We start from the raw sequence: 16,909 nt of genomic DNA, 5'->3' as shown, positions 1-16,909 counted from the left end.
TGTTTAGTATGACGAGTCAGCCTGCTCACTCGTCAGGCTTAACTCCAGTATATAAAGTTCGTTACGTTTTTGCCTAACCTAATGTAAAGAAGTTTAAAGAAAATGCACTACCCGGAGAGATTTTTCAGATAAAGAAAAAGGCGGCTTTCGCCGCCCCAGGGTAATGATAAAGCAGAACTTGTTGTGCCGGATGGCGGCGTAACCGACTTATCCGGCCTTGCCTGATAAACGAGGCGCCATCGGGCACTTCATTATTTCTGCCGTATTTAACTCGCTTCTGAAGGCGTATCTTCCGTCCGCGTACCGGGAAGCGTTTCCGGAAGCTGCGGCGCAAAGCCACGCAGCCCGACAACATGAACATGCTCAGTATTCTGAAACACTTTACGCACCAGTTTATACGTCGTGCCCTTCTCCGGACTGATGTTTTCCGGCGCGGCGATGATGAGCTGCATCTGCAAACGTTCGCATAGTTCAAACAGCGTGGCGATAGAGCGCGCATCCAGACGCGCCGCTTCATCGAGGAACAGCAGGCGACATGGCGAAATATCTTTCCCGCGCAGTCTGCGCGCTTCGTCTTCCCAGCTTTGCACCACCATCACCAGAATTGACATCCCGGTCCCGATAGCTTCACCCGTGGATAGCGCGCCGGATTCCGCACGCAGCCAGCCGTCAGACCCACGGTTAACTTCAACTTCCATTTCCAGATAGTTACGGTAGTCCAGCAACTCCTCGCCGATGGTCTGCGGCGTGCGTTGCCCCATATCGATCTGCGGATTCAGACGCTGGTACAGTTTCGCCAGCGCTTCAGAGAAGGTCAGACGATTGCTGTTAAACAGATCCTGGTGCTGCTCTTGCTGTTCTGAAAGCACATCCAGCAAGGTGGCATGCGTTTCACGCACGTTGACGTTTAACCGCACGCTATTCACCTGGCCAAACGAGACGCTTTGCAAACCCTGGTTCAGCATACGAATACGGTTCTGCTCACGCTGGATAGTCTTGCGGATGATGTTTGCCACGCTGCGGGAACTGATCGCCAGCTTTTGCTCACGCGATGTCAGCTCTTCCGTCAGACGGCTCAGCTCAATCTCCATTTGTTCAATGGCTTCAACCGGATCGTCGGTACGAATAATATCCTGACGAATACGTTCGCGCAGATGCTGGTAAACGGCCACAAAGAACTGGATTTTACGTTCCGGGCGTTTCGGATCTTCCGACAGACGCAATACGTCGCGCAGATGTTCGTTATCCGCGACGGCCAGGCGCAGCGCGCCCAACGCCTTATCCGACATGGAGCGCAGTTCATCCGCCGACAGATAAGCCAGCTCACGACGGTGCAGACGGCGTTCCACGCCATTGTCTTTCACCATCCGCATGACTGCGCACCAGCCGGCTTTCGCGGTTACGACCTGCTCGCGCATTTCATGATAATCGCGCTCCAGCTTGCGCAGCTTACGGGTCAGGTTCTCCATCTCCGCTTCGCAGAAAGTGAGCGCTTTCTCAAGCTGATTGCGACGCGAACGGTTATTGCTCAACTGAGCGTGCAGTTCATCGCGACGCTGGCGAGCGCGCTCTTCCGCCCCGCTATCGGCGCGAACGCCAATATCCTGTAATTCGCGCTGCAAATCGTTAAGCAGCTCTTTTTTCGTGTCGTAAGAGCTTTTTAGCGAGGCCAGGACCTGGCTGTACTGACTTAACTGCGCGGCATGGCTGCGCAGCGCTTCGCGGGCGCGGGTACGCTCGGCTTCCGCCTGCTCCAGCCGCTGGCGCAGCTTTTCGTTGAGATCGCTGTTGCCGCTCAACATTTCCGCCGAGTCGGAATAGCTGAAATGCGCCCGACGTTCGACGACTTCAGCCAGCGCAAAAGCCTGCTGGCGCGCGTCGCGCTGCATTTGCTGCGACCATGCATAGTCTTCTTTTAACTGCTCAAACTGTTCCGGATCGCTTTGCAGAACGGAAACCACCGGCTCCAGTTTGGCTAACTGGTTGCCATATTGCTGCACAAATCGCGCCGCTTCCTGCGCCTCATCCAACCGTTCCTGAATTTCATCGACCCGATCGGCCAGCGTTTCATCGGCCAATAAATTCAGCCGCGGCAGCAAACGGTTAAGCGCGGAAACGCCCTCTTTCGCCTGCTCAAACTGAAGGCGCTGCTGCTGGTTGTCGCTTTCATGCGTCGCCAGCGCGCGCTCCAGTTCGACGCGACGCCCGTTCAGTCGGCGAATTTCCGCTTCCGGATCGTCCTCAAAAGCAACGGAAAGGTGGCTGCCGATAAAACGGCTGAACGCCTGGTGCAAACGCTGGGTTTTCTGAACGTCAAACGAGAGCGTGGCAAAGCGCTCGGAAAGCACTTCCCGTTCCGCATGGAGACTTTCAATACGGTTCTCGCGCGCCGCGCGGCCAAAAATAGGCAGCGACGGGAAACGCGAATAACGCCACTGACGGTCGGCAATTTTCACGACCACCGCCTTTTCCAGCTCGTCAACGCTGAATACGCTGTCATCAAAAGACTGCGGATCGCCTTCGATCAGGTACAGATCTTCCGGGCAGTCGGTCAGACCTTCAAGCTGTTCGGCTATTTGCGATAAATCCGGTACGACGATCGCATGGCGCGACGGGCCATACAGTGCGGAAAAGTACGGCGCATCTTCAAGACTGACATCATCGTAGATTTCCGACAGCAGTACCCCGCCAAAACGCTCCGCCAGCGCATTCAAACGCTGATCTTCCGCGCCGCCCGGCTGGCTTAAACGTTCGATCTCTTCATCAACCGCATTTTTACGCGCGCCCACTTCGTCGCGTTCGACAATGGCTTCGCGCTCACGCTCCAGCAGCTGTTGCAGGTATTCGGTCACTTCCTGGCTGGACGTAAACTCCTCGCCACACTGTTCGCTAAGCTGGTTAAGGCTGTTTTGCGCCGCCAGCCAGACAGGAGCGCGTTGCATCAGATGCTGGATACGGGATTGAAGCTGCTCCTGCTCCTGACGCAAGGCCATACGCTGTTCGCTGGCTGACGATACGCTATCAGACAAGGACGCGATGCGGGCTTCCAGCTCCTGATGCAGCGCTTCCAGTTCGTCAATATCAAAATTTTTGCCCTGTCGCTTACAGAACTCCGCCAGCAGACGTTCCGCCTCTTGCTGCTCGCGCAGCCGCTGTTCCAGTTCGCTCAGGCGCATCCGCAGCGGCTGTACCTGTTCCGCCAGATGACGCTGGTTCACGCCGTCCCGTAACAGCTCGCGCGCCACGTCCCAGGCTTCGCTACGCGCCAGCGGGCCGTTGATCGCCGCCACCAGCTGGTAAGCCTGCTCAAACTGACTGTGCGCGGTTTGCGCCACGCTCATTTTTTGTTCCAACGACAGCAGTTTTTCCGTAGCTTCCTGCTCTTTTGCCTGGAAAGTATCCAGCCATTCGGCGGCGCTTTCCGGCGTTAGATCCGGCAGATGGCAAAGTTCTTTAGCGCGGGCAAGCGCTGATATCGCCTGGTTATACTGAATCGCGCGCGTTTGCTGTACATCCAGCGCCTGCTGGTAATCCGCAAGCTGGCTTTTGAGTTCATCGACTTCCAGCTCGGCGGCTTCGGCACGCGCTTCATTTTCGTCCTGCATTTCGGCGGCTTCCGCCACCACTTCGTTTTGCTCTTCGAGTCGAATCTGCAGCTCTTCAAGATCTGCTTCGTAGCGTTCAATTTTTTCCTGCTGGCGCAGCGCGGTTTGCACCAGATTCAGGTGATCGCTCGCCGCCTGATAATCCGCTTCAAGAGAACCTTCGGCGCCGTTATGTTCGCCCAACTCACGGGCCATATCGACGTGCTTATACTGCTCTGCCGCCAGTTGCTTGCGCGATGTGTACAGTTCGCGTCGAAACGCCAACGCCTGATCAAGGTGAACCCGACGCTCATTGGCGTGGCGCATATAATCCGCCGCCACATAATCGGTGGCTTCGCTGATCAAATGCTTAAACAGATCGCGATCGGATTGGGTAACACGAATCGCTTCCAGCGTGAGTCGGTTCTCGCGCAGCGCCGCTTCCATATCCTGGAATGCCTTGCGCACGCCGCTGTTTTCTGGCAATAAATAATCGCGCAGCGATCGGGTAATGGCGCTGGAGATCCCGCCGTACAGCGAGGCCTCTATCAAACGATAGAATTTACTACGATCGGAAGCGGAGCGCAGACGACGGGCGATAATCCCTAAGTCAAACATCAGCGAATGATAATCGGTGATGGAGTTAAACTGCTTAAACTGCACGCCTTCCATCTCGTCAAGCTTGTCTTTCAACTCAGCAAGCGACAGTACGCGCGCCTGACGTTCGTTTAATGTCTCCGTCACCAGTTGTGTCGGCTGTACCGACATCGGCAGCCCCTGGATAGCGAACGGTTTGATGTCCACTTTGCGATCGCGCCCAGCGACCTGCTGCAGACGCACGCCGACCACCACCCGCTGATGGCGGGAATTAATGGTGTCGAGCATGGAGTAACAGACGCCCGCCTTCAGCTTACCGTGCAGACCTTTATCGCGCGAACCGCTGGTGGCGCCGGCTTCCGTGGTGTTACGAAAGTGCAGTAATGTGAGATCCGGGATCAGCGCCGTGACGAACGCCGCCATCGTCGTGGATTTTCCGGCGCCGTTGCCCCCGGATAACGTCGTGACCAGTTCATCCAGGTCAAAAGTGCGGGCAAAAAAACCGTTCCAGTTAATCAGCGTTAGCGAGCGAAATTTACCGCGTTCAATCATTATTCTTCCTCTCCACTGTCCGGCTGACTCTCTTCGGTCTCATCATTAAGTTGCAGATGGTTTTCAATGGGCATCGCTTCCCCGTCGCGGATGAGACGACGCTGCGCCTCGCGAGGATCGTCGCCGGCGCGGACATCCGCGCCAAAGCGGAAGACCGATTCGGTAATGCGGAATTTGCTGCTGTCGTGGCCCATAAACCATACCATGCCCAAACGACGCAGGCGGTTCAAAGAAGAACGCACCTTTTCCTGCAGTTTCTGACGATCAACGTCAGATCCCGTCGAGCGGTTATTCACCAGCTTTAGCAGTTTGGCTTCGTCCGCAAGGGTAAGCAGCTCGTCGTACAACTCTTGCTGAGTAAAGATCCCTTCGTTGGCCAGACGCTCCGGGCTAAGATAGAGGTAGCAGAGAATTTTACCGACCATCATATCCAGTTCGGATAACACCGAGCGCGGGATAAGCGTGGTAGAACGCGGACGCAGGTAGAAGAACCCCTCCGGCGCGCGAATCAGCTCCACGTTATAACGCGCGTAAAACTCTTCCAGGTATTCCTGAAAATCCATCAGAAAGGCATGATTATCCAGTTCGTCCAGCCCGATGTGGCGGCCCGAACGTAATGCGCTATCCAGCGCCGGAAATAACGGATTCGCCAGCGCCTGCGCCAGCTTAACCGGCATCACTTGTTCAATATTTGTCAATGACATGCGCCTGTACCTTGGCTCCGTAATCATTAATCGGCTGCCATTTGGCTGGCAGTCCGGTGAAATCTGCTTGCGCTACGCCAAGACGTACCGCTTGATCGATAACAATACGCGCCACGTCGAAATGACGCGCGCGCGGGTATTGCGCCAGATACTCGCGCACCACCAGCCCAAGATCCAGTGGCGTTTGTCTGGTTTTGTAGATAGCCAGCTGTTCTTCAATGATGGCCGCTAACTGCTCGCGGATCTCGTTAAACTCTTCATATTCCAGATCCGGCGGCAACTCCCCGGTGACTTCATCGTCACGCAACGCCATCTCTTCATCGCGCATATCCAGCAGACGATCGGCATTCGCGTAGGTTAGCGCCCACGGATCGTCAAAATAAGTCTGTACGGACTGGCGCAACCGCTGGGCGAAGACACGGTTTTTATCCATATCGATCGCGGTACGGATAAATTTATGCACGTGACGATCGTAGCCGATCCATAAATCAATAGACTGCTGACCCCAACTGATAATGCGGTCAAGTTTACTTTGTAAGTCAAACACCAGCCTGTCGACAAAATGCAGATCATCGTGCGTCATCGTGGCATCCTGAATGCGCAGCAGGTTAGCCTGCAGCTTATCGCCCGCCGCCTCCAGCGTATCCTGCAACTCGCGCAGCGTACCAGACGTTTCGGAAAGCAGCAGTTCACAGCTGGAAATCGCCGCCCGCCAGTCTTTATTCAGCAGTTGTGCGATATCGTCTTTCACCTGCTGCTGCTGTTCATCCATGATGCGCTGGGTCAGATCGATACTGTCGAAAATCTCCGCCACCGAATATTTCAATGGCGCGTAAACGTTGCGATGCCAGTGGAACTCATCGCCACCCTCCGCTGCCGCATCCGCCGCGCGCTTCAATTCGACGGCCACAATCGACAACTGCATAGAAAGACGCAGCGTAGAGAATTCGCGTTGACGAATGTAGTAATCGGTGATGCCAATCCCGAGCGGGGTTAATCGGTAAATCGCATTGCCTTCCGCCTGCTCGCTGGTAAAGCGGTTCAGCAGACGTTGACGCACCATATCGTTAATCGCGTTATTAGCGCGCACGCCGATGGTTTCGCTGGTTTGCTCAAACGCATCACTCACATGGCGGAATGCATCCACCAGCTCGCCTTCACTCATCTCGCCGTCAAGGCGTTCGCCGTTCAACGTGGCGACCGCCAGCAGAAAGGAAAGTCTGTCTACCGGCAGCGAGATGGAAAAGTCGTTTTTTCTGGCCCAGGCAACCAGTTCGGGGACTGTCTGGGAAAATTCACTCATAGGTTATCCTTGCATCTGCGGCTAGCGCCGGGCTTTTAATCGCGGTGACATGAATGTAGCGCCCAAGGCTAATATACGGCTCCTGGCGGCAATAACGCGTTTCCAGTTCGACCAGGGTCTCATAACAGTCACGCTGCTGGTGTTTTTCACGCAGATAATCATGAAACACACGCACGCCGGTTTTACCGGTAATCTGCCAGCCAATCGCCTCCAGCCACTGGTACACCTGCGCGGGGTCGCGCGGGTAGTCAGGCGACAGCGTGCGCTTCTTGCGTTTAGGCATCCCCGCCTGCACGTAGTCAAAATTACCCGCCACCATATTGTGCATCAGCAAACCGTTAGCGTTATAGAACATCAACGACAGCGCGCCGCCAGGGCGCAATACTGACCAGAGCGTTTCTAATACGCCGACAGGATCGGCTACCCACTCCAGCACAGCATGAAACAATATCAGATCAACCGGGCTTTCCAAATGCGAAGCGACGTCCTGAGCCGGGCATTGTATAAAATGCATGTCTTTGCTCACACCTTTTGCCTCGGCCGCCTGCCGCGCGCGGGCGATCATTTCGCCAGACAGATCGCATAACGTCACCTGATGGCCGCGTTCCGCCATCTTAATCGCCGTTTGCCCTTCGCCGCCGCCGGCATCCAGTACCCGCAGTTTTCGCCCGCCAATCTCCTCCAGCACGCGATCCAGGTCTTGCCACAGAATGGCTTGCCGTAGTTGTCCTTTGGTCGTGCCGTAAATGTTACGGGAAAACTTTTCAGCAATGTCATCAAAATTGCGATCCTGCATCGGACTCTCCACAGGCTGGCTTAGGCGTTATCTGATAAAACCGCTATTTTGTCACAGCCACGGCGAGAATGAACCTGTCTGGTGTAATATCATCGTTAATCCTCCGCTATATGGTTAAAAAAGGAACCAAAAAGGATGCTTTTTACGCTAAAGAAAGTGATTGGCGGTATGTTATTGCCGCTTCCGCTGATGTTGCTGATGATTGGCGTCGGCCTGGCGCTGGTCTGGTTTAGCCGCTTTCAGAAGACCGGAAAAGTATTTATCAGCGTAGGTTGGCTGGCGCTATTGCTATTAAGCCTGCAACCCGTCTCTGACCATTTGCTGCGCCCAATAGAAAACCGCTACCCTACCTGGCAGGGTCCGCAAAAGGTGGAATATATTGTGGTTCTCGGCGGCGGCTATACCTGGAACCCGCAGTGGGCGCCGAGCTCCAATTTAATTAACAATAGCTTACCGCGGCTGGCGGAAGGCATTCGGCTGTGGCGTGCGAATCCGGGAGCAAAGCTGATTTTTACCGGCGGCGTAGCAAAAACCAATACGGTAAGCACGGCGGAAGTCGGTGCGCGGGTGGCGCAGTCGCTGGGCGTACCGCGTAACGATATTATTACGCTGGATAAGCCAAAAGATACGGAAGAAGAAGCCGCCGCCGTTAAGCAGGCCATCGGCGACGCCCCTTTCCTGTTGGTAACCTCCGCCTCGCATTTGCCGCGTGCGATGATTTTCTTTCAGCATGCCGGGCTGAATCCGCTTCCCGCACCGGCGAATCAGTTGGCGATCGATTCGCCGCTCAATCCCTGGGAGCGGGCAATTCCGTCCCCGGTCTGGCTGATGCACAGCGATCGCGCTGGGTATGAAACATTAGGGCGACTTTGGCAATGGCTGAAAGGCATATCAGGCAAGCCAGGGGAGTAATGATTTCGCCGCCAGATTAAAATTGGTACGGTTAAAACGTCCGGTATTGACCAATTGCGCAACCTCGTCCCACAGCACATAGAGCCAACGCCGCCAGATGAATGACTCCGCCACTGGCGCGCGTTGCAGATAATGCCAAAGCAATCCCTCCGCCAATGGATTATCCATCAGGCGAAACAGTTCGAACTCTCTCGGCGCCCACAGCATCAGCCCGGGGCCGACCATCGCCAGAAGCTGATCGCTACGGGCGTCTTTAAGCATACTGCGCAGGCAGAAGTTGCCATGCACCAGTACGCAGTTGTCGTTAAACCCTTCAAATAACGAAGGAAGACATTCTCTGGTACGAAACAGAATGCGTTTGTCCTGCATCGTCAGGCCAGTATTGCTGAACTGATTTAGCGTCGTCCACAGCACCTCCACACGCTGACGATACCAGGAAGGCCAGATATTCTCCTGAGTATGGTCTACGGCGCCAACGCAACCGCGGCTATCCTGCCGATGCCAGGCTAACAGCCCTTCGACAATCTGATCTTTTAGCTGTTCCCAGCGTTCCGGAGTGCGCGCCGGCGCCTCGACCGGCACACCGCGCAGTCGTTCCAGTAGCAGCACATCCGGACCAGGATGCTCTTCATGCGTCAATACGCCATAGATTACCGGCATCCTCACCGTACCGCTACGCGCCAGCATTGAGGTTTTCCATGCCAGTTGCTGCGCAACGCCGGGAGTAGTAAAGCTTCGCGCCATCAGCGGCATCGGATTTCCCTGGCTGTCATATAATGACCACAATGCGGAATCCGCTTTCTCATTCACGCACTCTATACGGCTAAGTTTTTCACCCAACAAATGACTGAGTTCGGCCCGCAACTGTTCCATTCCAGATTACCCCCATTAGTGCTACTGCTTTAATAATGAGCGTCGTATGGACAGATGTCACCCGTATCAGATCAAGGGAAGAAAAGAAAAATGAGGAAAATCGTAACGGTACGAGAAAACCGCCACTGATGAGCAAACGTGAGTATTCATCTTTGCGCTATCATACCGCGCTGTTCATGACCGTCTAAGACGATCATGAACAGGATCATGTTAACGCATTTCAGCGCGCACGCGCTCCAGGTCGTCGGCGGTGTCTACGCCCGTGCCGGGCACCGCTTTGGCGACGGCGACATGAATTTTTTCGCCGTACCACAGCACACGGAGTTGCTCCAGCATTTCAATATGTTCCAGCGGGCTGGGTTGCCAGCTCACGTAACGGCGGATAAAACCCGCGCGATAGCCGTAAATGCCCAGATGGCGCAGGCAAGTATCCCCTACCGTTTCCATACTTTTTGCAAAGCGGTCGCGATCCCAGGGAATCGTCGCCCGGGAAAAGTAAAGCGCATAGCCTTCGGCATCCAACACGACTTTTACCGCATTCGGGTTAAACGCTTCTTCGGCGCTGTGAATCGGCACCGCCAGCGTCGCCATGCCAACCTGGCGCTGCGCCAGATTTTCCGCGACCTGGCGAATAATAACCGCCGGGATCATCGGCTCATCGCCCTGAACGTTCACAATAACGGTATCGTCGCTGAATCCGCACTTCTCTACCACTTCCGCCAACCGTTCGGTGCCGGACTGGTGATCGGCGCGCGTCATGCACACTTCGCCGCCAGCCGCTTCTACCGCACGAGCCACGTCTTCATGATCGGTCGCGACAATAATGCGTTCCGCGCCAGATTCACGCGCCCGCTCCAGGACATGAGCAATCATGGGCTTACCATTAATATCCACTAATGGTTTGCCTGGCAGTCGGGTAGATGAAAAACGGGCCGGAATGATGACGACGAAACTCATGATTTACTCTCATCAGATGTCAGGGCGCGAGCTTCATTTTCCAGCAATACAGGAATGCCGTCGCGTAACGGGAAAGCGAGATTATCCAGTTTGCAAATTAATTCTTGCTTTTCCTGGTTATACCAGAGTTTGCCGTTACATACCGGGCAGGCGATGATTTCAAGCAGACGATGATCCATAGTTCCTCCAGATGGACCGGATTGTGAATCCTTCAATATTAACATAATCGGTTATGATGCAGGGTCTATTTCCCAGCCATGACGCATGGCGCTAAACAGGCCTGGCGGACATTGTCCCAGCGTCACGCGCGATGCCCGTTGCCAGGCAGCAAACGCGCTAATAGCCTGCCAGATTCCTTTTTGCAGACTAACGCCAGGGCGGATATCGTCCTCCAGATACAGCGAGATAACCTCAAGCACCCCCGTTTTACGGTGCATTTTGGCATCCATTCGCCCGACTAAACGGCCCTGGTATAATAGCGGCAGCACAAAATAACCGTACTGGCGCTTCGCCGCAGGCGTATAACATTCCAGCCGATAGTTAAATCCGAAAAGCTGCGCTGCCCGCTTGCGATCCCATACCACAGGATCGAAAGGCGACAGTACTGCGCTATGGGTCGCCTTTAAGGCGTTATTCAGCGCCGGTTCCAGCTGCGAAAGAAGATCGGCATGAAGCCACATCCGCCCCAACGTTTCCACCTCGACCGGAATAATCTGCTGCTGTTCCGCCCGGCTCTCCCGCCATCCCTTCAGGTCAGGACGTTTCAGGCGGTAGTAATCCGCCAGCCACTGTTCACGGAAAATCCCCAGACTGCGCGCGCTATTATCCAGCATCAGGCTTTCCGCCTGCGGCTGTGACAGTCCATCGCGTTCATCATCCCAGTGCGGCATCACACGGGGCGTTAAATCATATACACGTTGAAAATTACGCCGCTCAACAACCATGACTTTTCCGGCGGTAAATAAACCCTCAAGGTGGCGTTTATGTGGTTTCCATTCCCACCAGCCGCTGACGCCTTTCCGCGCATGTTCAAAATCGGCAGAACGCACCGGACCGTGCTCCTGAATATGCCGAACCAGCTGTTCTATTTCTTCCGCGTGTTCATGCATCCATGCCGCGCGATATTTCCAGCCCATCTTTTCCGGCGACAGCATACGATGGCGGATAAGTTTAAAGTCGCGGCGTGGTAAGAAACAGGCCTCATGCGCCCAGTATTCCATTAACTCGCCGCGTCGCAGCGCCTCATCCAGCCAGGCCTGCGGGTACGAACCGAGACGGCTAAACAGCACCAGATAGGGGCTACGTGCGACAACATTGATGGTATCAATTTGCAACAACGCCATGCGTGAGATGGCGGCAAGAACATCGCCAGGCATCGCGTTACGGCGCGGCTTTTTCAATAGCCCCTGCGCAGCAAGGTGAAGACAACGGGCCTGGGAAAGAGAAAGGTACGGCAATGACATTCATGACTCCATAAATTCATCACTGCCGCAGCATTGGGGTACGCTAGCGAACCAGCGAGGTGATATGTTCAAGCAGCTTATCAGGCTGCTCACCGGACAAACGCGCATCAACCGGTAAGAACCACCAGTTATCTTCGGCAAAAGCACGGCATTTCACCGCGTCTTTTTCCGTCATTACCAGGGTCTGCCCTTCACCGACCAACGCCTGAACGTCAGCAGGGGCGAGCGTTTGATGATCGGCCAGCGGGACGCACTTTTGCGGATGCGCGCCACAGGCTTCCAGCGTCGCGAAAAAGCGCGGCGGATGACCGATGCCCGCCATAGCCACAATATTGCTCAGTTGCGCCACATCGCAACGCGCTCCCGTACGTAAGTTCACCGCCAGTCCAGGCGCTAGCTGCATGGGGATTTCGCCCGCCCGGGCGACGCCGCCATTCACGATAGCGGCGTCCACGGTTTTCAGGCGACTAGCGCGTTCGCGCATAGGACCGGCAGGAAGCCACCAGCCGTTGCCAAAGCGGCGCACGCCGTCAATCACCACAATTTCAATATCTCGCGCGAGTCGGTAATGCTGCAACCCATCGTCGGTGATAATAATCTGCACATTATGCGCCGCCAGAATCGCTTTCACCGCCGCGGCGCGTTCAGGCGCCACCGCGACAGGCGCGCCGGTCCGTTGATAAATCAATACCGGTTCATCTCCCGCTTCTGCGGTTGTCGTCTCCGGCGTCAGGAGCAGCGGATAAGCGGCAGCTTTCCCGCCGTAGCCGCGGGAAACGACCCCCACGCGCACGCCACGCTGTTGCAGCTTTTCCACCAGCCAAATGACTACGGGTGTTTTACCGTTACCGCCAGCCGTAAGATTCCCTACCACAACCACCGGTACCGGCGCTCGCCAGGCGCGTTTAAAACCAAGCTTATAGCTCAGACGAATCGCCCCGCTCACCAGGCCATACAGCCAGGAGAGCGGCAGCAGTAACCGCCATAGCGGGGATTCACCCGACCAGATACGCGCAATCATTGGCCAAATTGCATCTTATGTAGCTGGGCGTAAACGCCGTGTTGCGCCAGCAGCTCGCTATGAGTGCCGCGCTCAACGATAATACCGTCTTCGACTACAACGATCTCATCCGCCTGTTCGATGGTAGAGAGACGGTGCGCAATCACCAGAGAGGTACGGTTTTTCTGCAGCTCATCCAACGCGGCCTGAATCGCACGTTCAGATTCGGTATCCAGCGCGGACGTAGCTTCATCAAGGATCAAAATCGGGCTGTCGCGCAGTAAGGCGCGGGCAATCGCGATACGCTGGCGTTGACCGCCGGAAAGCAGTACGCCGTTTTCGCCGATGATGGTATCCAGGCCATTATCCATCTTGTTGATAAAGTCCATGGCATAGGCCATGCGCGCCGCCTCTTCAATCTGCTCGCGGCTGTATTCTTCCGTCCGGGCATAAGCAATGTTATTAGCGACCGTGTCGTTAAACAGATGCACGTTTTGCGAAACCAGCGCCACCTGATTACGTAGCGAGGCCAGAGTGTATTCGCGTAGATCGTGACCATCCATCAGGATGTGTCCTTCATCAATATCGTAGAAACGGGTGATCAGGCTGGCGATAGTTGATTTACCCGATCCGGAACGCCCCACCAGCGCCACGGTTTTCCCGGCAGGAATTTTCAAATTGATGTTACGCAATGCCGGCACTTCACGGCCCGGGTAAGTAAACGTCACATTGCGGAATTCGAGATCGCCGGTCGCGCGGTCAATGACACGTTTACCTTCATCTTTCTCCTGTTCGCTGTCCAGAATCGCAAACAACGTCTGACAAGCCGCCATCCCACGCTGGAACTGCGCGTTAACGTTTGTCAGCGATTTTAATGGACGCATCAGCGCGATCATGGAGGAGAACACCACGGTGATGGTCCCTGCCGTCAGGCTATCCATTACGCTTGGGAAGCTCGCAGCATAGAGAACAAACGCCAGCGCCAGCGAGGCAATGAGCTGAATGATAGGATCAGAAATTGACGAGGCAGAGACCATTTTCATGCCTTGCAGTCGCATCTTATTGCTGACTTTATCAAAGCGTTTAGTTTCGACTTCCTGACCGCCAAAAATCAGTACCTCTTTGTGTCCTTTCAGCATTTGTTCAGCGCTGGTAGTCACTTGTCCCATCGTGTTCTGCATATTTTTACTGATGCTGCGGAACCGCTTTGAGACAACGCGAATCGCAATCGACACAATCGGCGCCAGAACAACCAGGATGATCGACAGCTGCCAGCTGTAATAGAACATCATGATAAACAATCCGATGATCGATGCCCCTTCACGCACCACGGTAATCAGCGCGCCAGATGAAGAAGAGGCAACCTGTTCTGAATCGTATGTAATACGCGACAGCAGCGTACCGGTAGACTGTTTATCAAAGAAGGCGACGGGCATTCCCATCATATGGCCAAACAGGCGACGGCGCATGGTCATTACCACCTTGCCTGACACCCATGAAATACAGTAGCTGGAGATATAGCTAGTGATGCCTCGTAATATCATCAGCCCAATAACCACCAGCGGCATCCACAGCAACACTGAGCGATCCGTTTTACCGAAACCATCATCCAGTAATGGCTTGAGGAGCGATAGCATGAAGGTATCGCTGGCTGCGTTGAGAATTAACGCTATGCCCGCCACGATCAGACCTGCTTTAAAAGGCGCTATGGTTGGCCACAGTCGGCGGAAGGTCTGCCACGTAGAGAGATCTTTATCGTTATGCATTCAAAAAACCAGCATTTGTTGAAATAGCCGCATATTCTACCCGTTATCCTCGGACACGCCAAACCACTGATGATACCAGCGAGGTAAAATTTGATCCCGCAAGCCTTGTATGCGCCAGCCCTGCGGAGAAAACCGCAGCGAAATTTGCCCCTGGTGGGGTGTATCAAACCACTGATACGCCTGTTGTCGGTAGCGCTGTTTTACCTTGCGGGACGGCAGCCGCCATGCGTTATAGCGCGATGCGGACGCCAGCGCCGCTTCACCATGTACGCGCTGAATAAATGGTAGCGACGACGACGTATTACTACCATGATGCGGCACCTGGATAAACGTCGCCGCAAGATGTCGCCAGTAACGACTTAGCATTTTTTGTTCAGCGCCCGCTTCGATATCGCCCGTGAGCAGGATGCTATGTACGCCATCATCCACTTTGACCACACAGGAGCGGTTATTTCCTCGATCGGCACTTTTGCGTAACGGCCAGTGCGCCTGAAACGTTAGCCCCTGCCATTGCCACTGCTCGCCGCGAAAACAGGGCAAATGTCCCTGCCAGCCTAATGGGCTGCGAATCCACATTGACGGCCAGACCTGCTGTAGCGAACGCAGCCCGCCCCGATGATCCAGATGCTCATGACTCAAAATAACGCCCTCCGGCGTCAGATTATGCCAGCGCAACCAGGGAATAATAACCTGTTGCCCGCTGTCGCCCTCCGGCCATGCCCGACCGGTATCGTAGAGTATTACTTTATCGCCCCTGACGATCGCTATCGCCAGCCCCTGACCGACATCCAGCATATGCACCTGCCATCCGCTGGCGTTTATCGGTCGCCAGAGTGGCCAGCTCATCAACAATAACCCGCATAAACAGACCGCCGGCCAGGTACGCCAGACGTTTAATCGCCACGCGATAAGCATTAGCCAGGGCAAAAACGTCAGCCACTGCCAACGGTTATCAATATTCACCCAGCCCTGCGGTAAAGCATTCAACAGGTAAAATAGCGCGGCTAACGCGCGATCGGTCAGGTACCATACCCACTCTTCAAGAAAAAACGGCCCGGTTAAATGCAGAATCATTCCCGCCAGGATGAGTGGAACCGTCACAAATGTGACCCAGGGTACGGCAAAAAGATTCGCCAGCATTGCGGTAACGCTTATGCCATGAAAAAGCGCCACCTGGAGAGGCAAAAGCAGAAGTGTAATGCCTGCCTGTAGGTGAAGCAGGTTAAGCAACCAGCGTAAGCCCCGTGGAAAATTTCCGTTTGGCGCAGGAAACCACTGATACCAGAATAACAGGCCGGCAACCGCAAATGCTGACAGCCAAAGACTTTGTGATATAACCGCCACAGGGTCGGCGAAAATAATCGCGGCCAGACAGCAGCACCAGACTTGCCAGCCGCTCCACTGTCGTCCGCTTAATTTTAATCCTCCCCAGACGCTCAGTGCCGCCACCGTGCGCAGCGCAGGCGGTTGTAAACCGGTAAGCCAGGCATAACATATCGCGCAAAGAATGCCGCCCAGCAATGGCGTCTGCCAACGAATCCATCTGGCCGGCAAAAAGAATTGTCCGCCACGGATTAATCCGGCAGCCAATAACGCGGCAAAAGCGATATGCAGGCCGGAAATCGCCATCAAATGGGCAGTCCCCGTATCGCGCATAACGGCCTTCACCTCCTGCGACACCTCTCCCCGCTCCCCCATTCCCAACGCCAGAATAACCTGTTGCCACGGATAAGGCGCAAGCGTAGCGCGAAGCGAAGCAAGATAGCGCCCACGCAAACTACACTCAGGGTTAATCGCTTTAGCCTGTAGAAAACGCCCGGTCAATGGTTGGTGCTGCGCCAGCGCGTAACGTTGGCTATCAAAACCGCCTTCGTTAAGCTGTCCGTGTACCGCTCTGACCTTCAGCGTCATCGCCCACTGTTGCCCGGCACACACTTCCGTGGGTAAGTACTGGCCATGCAGGACAATCCCTACAGCAGGAAAGAGCGGCTTTCCGCGCAAATGGGTGATTCGCCCATAATGAGTGGTCATATGATCGGTGGCAGTAATGACGACTGTCGCCTCCTGCGTCGCGGCGGGCAGGACGTTTCCCGCCCAGATGGCCTGCCTGGCGGCAAATATCCCCCACATGAAAAAGAGCAAAGTTAATGCCGCGTAGCGCGCATAGTGATGAGGTATGAGGCAAAGCAAACATGCCAGACAAAACAGCACCGCCAGAATCCACGTGTCAGGTAATACTGGCAATATCATGAGCGGAAGTATGCCGCATACTACGCATACGCTGACCGTCGTTATCTTCATAGACACCTCCCTGTGCGGGAAAGTGTGCAGGTTCAGGACGCCATTGTCTGGAGGGGATTTTGTGCTATACGGCGCGGATTCCAGGTTTTTTACCTGATAAA

At 54.9% G+C, this 16,909-nt stretch carries 12 protein-coding genes; 1 reads left to right on the top strand and 11 read right to left on the bottom strand.

From position 1 onward, the window contains the following. Window positions 1-266: 266 nt before the first annotated feature. Genes mukB through cmoM form a run of 4 tightly spaced genes read right to left on the bottom strand, consistent with a single transcriptional unit; the run spans window position 267 to window position 7,536 of the window. Window positions 267-4,733 carry a chromosome partition protein MukB gene (mukB, locus tag ACLJRE_RS03730; RefSeq protein ID WP_000572739.1) on the bottom strand — a complete coding sequence of 1,489 codons (4,467 nt, stop codon included), beginning with the start codon at window positions 4,731-4,733 and terminating at the stop codon, window positions 267-269. Then, window positions 4,733-5,437: a chromosome partition protein MukE gene (gene mukE / locus ACLJRE_RS03725; RefSeq protein ID WP_000060025.1), complete on the bottom strand. Its 705-nt coding sequence runs from the start codon at window positions 5,435-5,437 to the stop codon at window positions 4,733-4,735. The genes mukB and mukE overlap by 1 nt, the downstream gene beginning before the upstream one ends. Continuing rightward, window positions 5,418-6,740, bottom strand: a complete 1,323-nt coding sequence (gene mukF / locus ACLJRE_RS03720) for a chromosome partition protein MukF (RefSeq protein ID WP_023212159.1) — start codon at window positions 6,738-6,740, stop codon at window positions 5,418-5,420. Before mukF ends, mukE begins: the two co-directional genes overlap by 20 nt. Then, window positions 6,733-7,536 carry a tRNA uridine 5-oxyacetic acid(34) methyltransferase CmoM gene (gene cmoM, locus ACLJRE_RS03715; protein ID WP_001154025.1) on the bottom strand — a complete coding sequence of 268 codons (804 nt, stop codon included), beginning with the start codon at window positions 7,534-7,536 and terminating at the stop codon, window positions 6,733-6,735. The genes mukF and cmoM overlap by 8 nt, the downstream gene beginning before the upstream one ends. Window positions 7,537-7,671: 135 nt before the next feature. On the opposite strand from cmoM, the gene elyC reads away from it, so the two are divergent. Beyond that, on the top strand, window positions 7,672-8,448 hold the full coding sequence (gene elyC / locus ACLJRE_RS03710) for an envelope biogenesis factor ElyC (protein ID WP_000899567.1): 777 nt from the start codon (window positions 7,672-7,674) through the stop codon (window positions 8,446-8,448). Here elyC and ACLJRE_RS03705 read toward each other — a convergent pair. The 7 genes from ACLJRE_RS03705 to ACLJRE_RS03675 all read right to left on the bottom strand — a co-directional run bounded on the left by ACLJRE_RS03705 (window position 8,428) and on the right by ACLJRE_RS03675 (window position 16,808). Further along, complete coding sequence (locus ACLJRE_RS03705) at window positions 8,428-9,321, bottom strand: YcbJ family phosphotransferase (RefSeq protein WP_023212158.1); 894 nt, start codon at window positions 9,319-9,321, stop codon at window positions 8,428-8,430. The two genes, elyC and ACLJRE_RS03705, sit on opposite strands and share 21 nt — an antisense overlap. 210 nt (window positions 9,322-9,531) lie before the next feature. Continuing rightward, entirely contained in the window at window positions 9,532-10,278 is a 747-nt protein-coding gene (gene kdsB, locus ACLJRE_RS03700) for a 3-deoxy-manno-octulosonate cytidylyltransferase (protein ID WP_023212157.1), read from the bottom strand. Further along, window positions 10,275-10,457, bottom strand: coding sequence for a protein YcaR (ycaR, locus tag ACLJRE_RS03695; protein ID WP_000350055.1), 183 nt, complete (start codon window positions 10,455-10,457; stop codon window positions 10,275-10,277). The genes kdsB and ycaR overlap by 4 nt, the downstream gene beginning before the upstream one ends. Before the next feature lie 51 nt (window positions 10,458-10,508). Then, window positions 10,509-11,741 carry a winged helix-turn-helix domain-containing protein gene (locus ACLJRE_RS03690; RefSeq protein WP_023212156.1) on the bottom strand — a complete coding sequence of 411 codons (1,233 nt, stop codon included), beginning with the start codon at window positions 11,739-11,741 and terminating at the stop codon, window positions 10,509-10,511. Between the two features lie 43 nt (window positions 11,742-11,784). Beyond that, a complete protein-coding gene (gene lpxK / locus ACLJRE_RS03685) occupies window positions 11,785-12,762 on the bottom strand; it encodes a tetraacyldisaccharide 4'-kinase (protein WP_000561679.1) in 978 nt (325 codons plus the stop codon). Further along, entirely contained in the window at window positions 12,759-14,507 is a 1,749-nt protein-coding gene (gene msbA, locus ACLJRE_RS03680; protein ID WP_000551246.1) for a lipid A ABC transporter ATP-binding protein/permease MsbA, read from the bottom strand. Before msbA ends, lpxK begins: the two co-directional genes overlap by 4 nt. 36 nt (window positions 14,508-14,543) lie before the next feature. Beyond that, window positions 14,544-16,808 (bottom strand): ComEC family protein, encoded by a 2,265-nt coding sequence (locus ACLJRE_RS03675; protein ID WP_023212495.1) that lies wholly within the window; start codon window positions 16,806-16,808, stop codon window positions 14,544-14,546. Window positions 16,809-16,909 lie beyond the last annotated feature (101 nt).

Origin of the sequence: Salmonella sp. SAL04157 (assembly GCF_046551635.1) — a bacterium.
GTDB classification, from domain to species: domain Bacteria; phylum Pseudomonadota; class Gammaproteobacteria; order Enterobacterales; family Enterobacteriaceae; genus Salmonella; species Salmonella enterica.
This window is presented reverse-complemented; position numbering and strand designations above follow the sequence as displayed.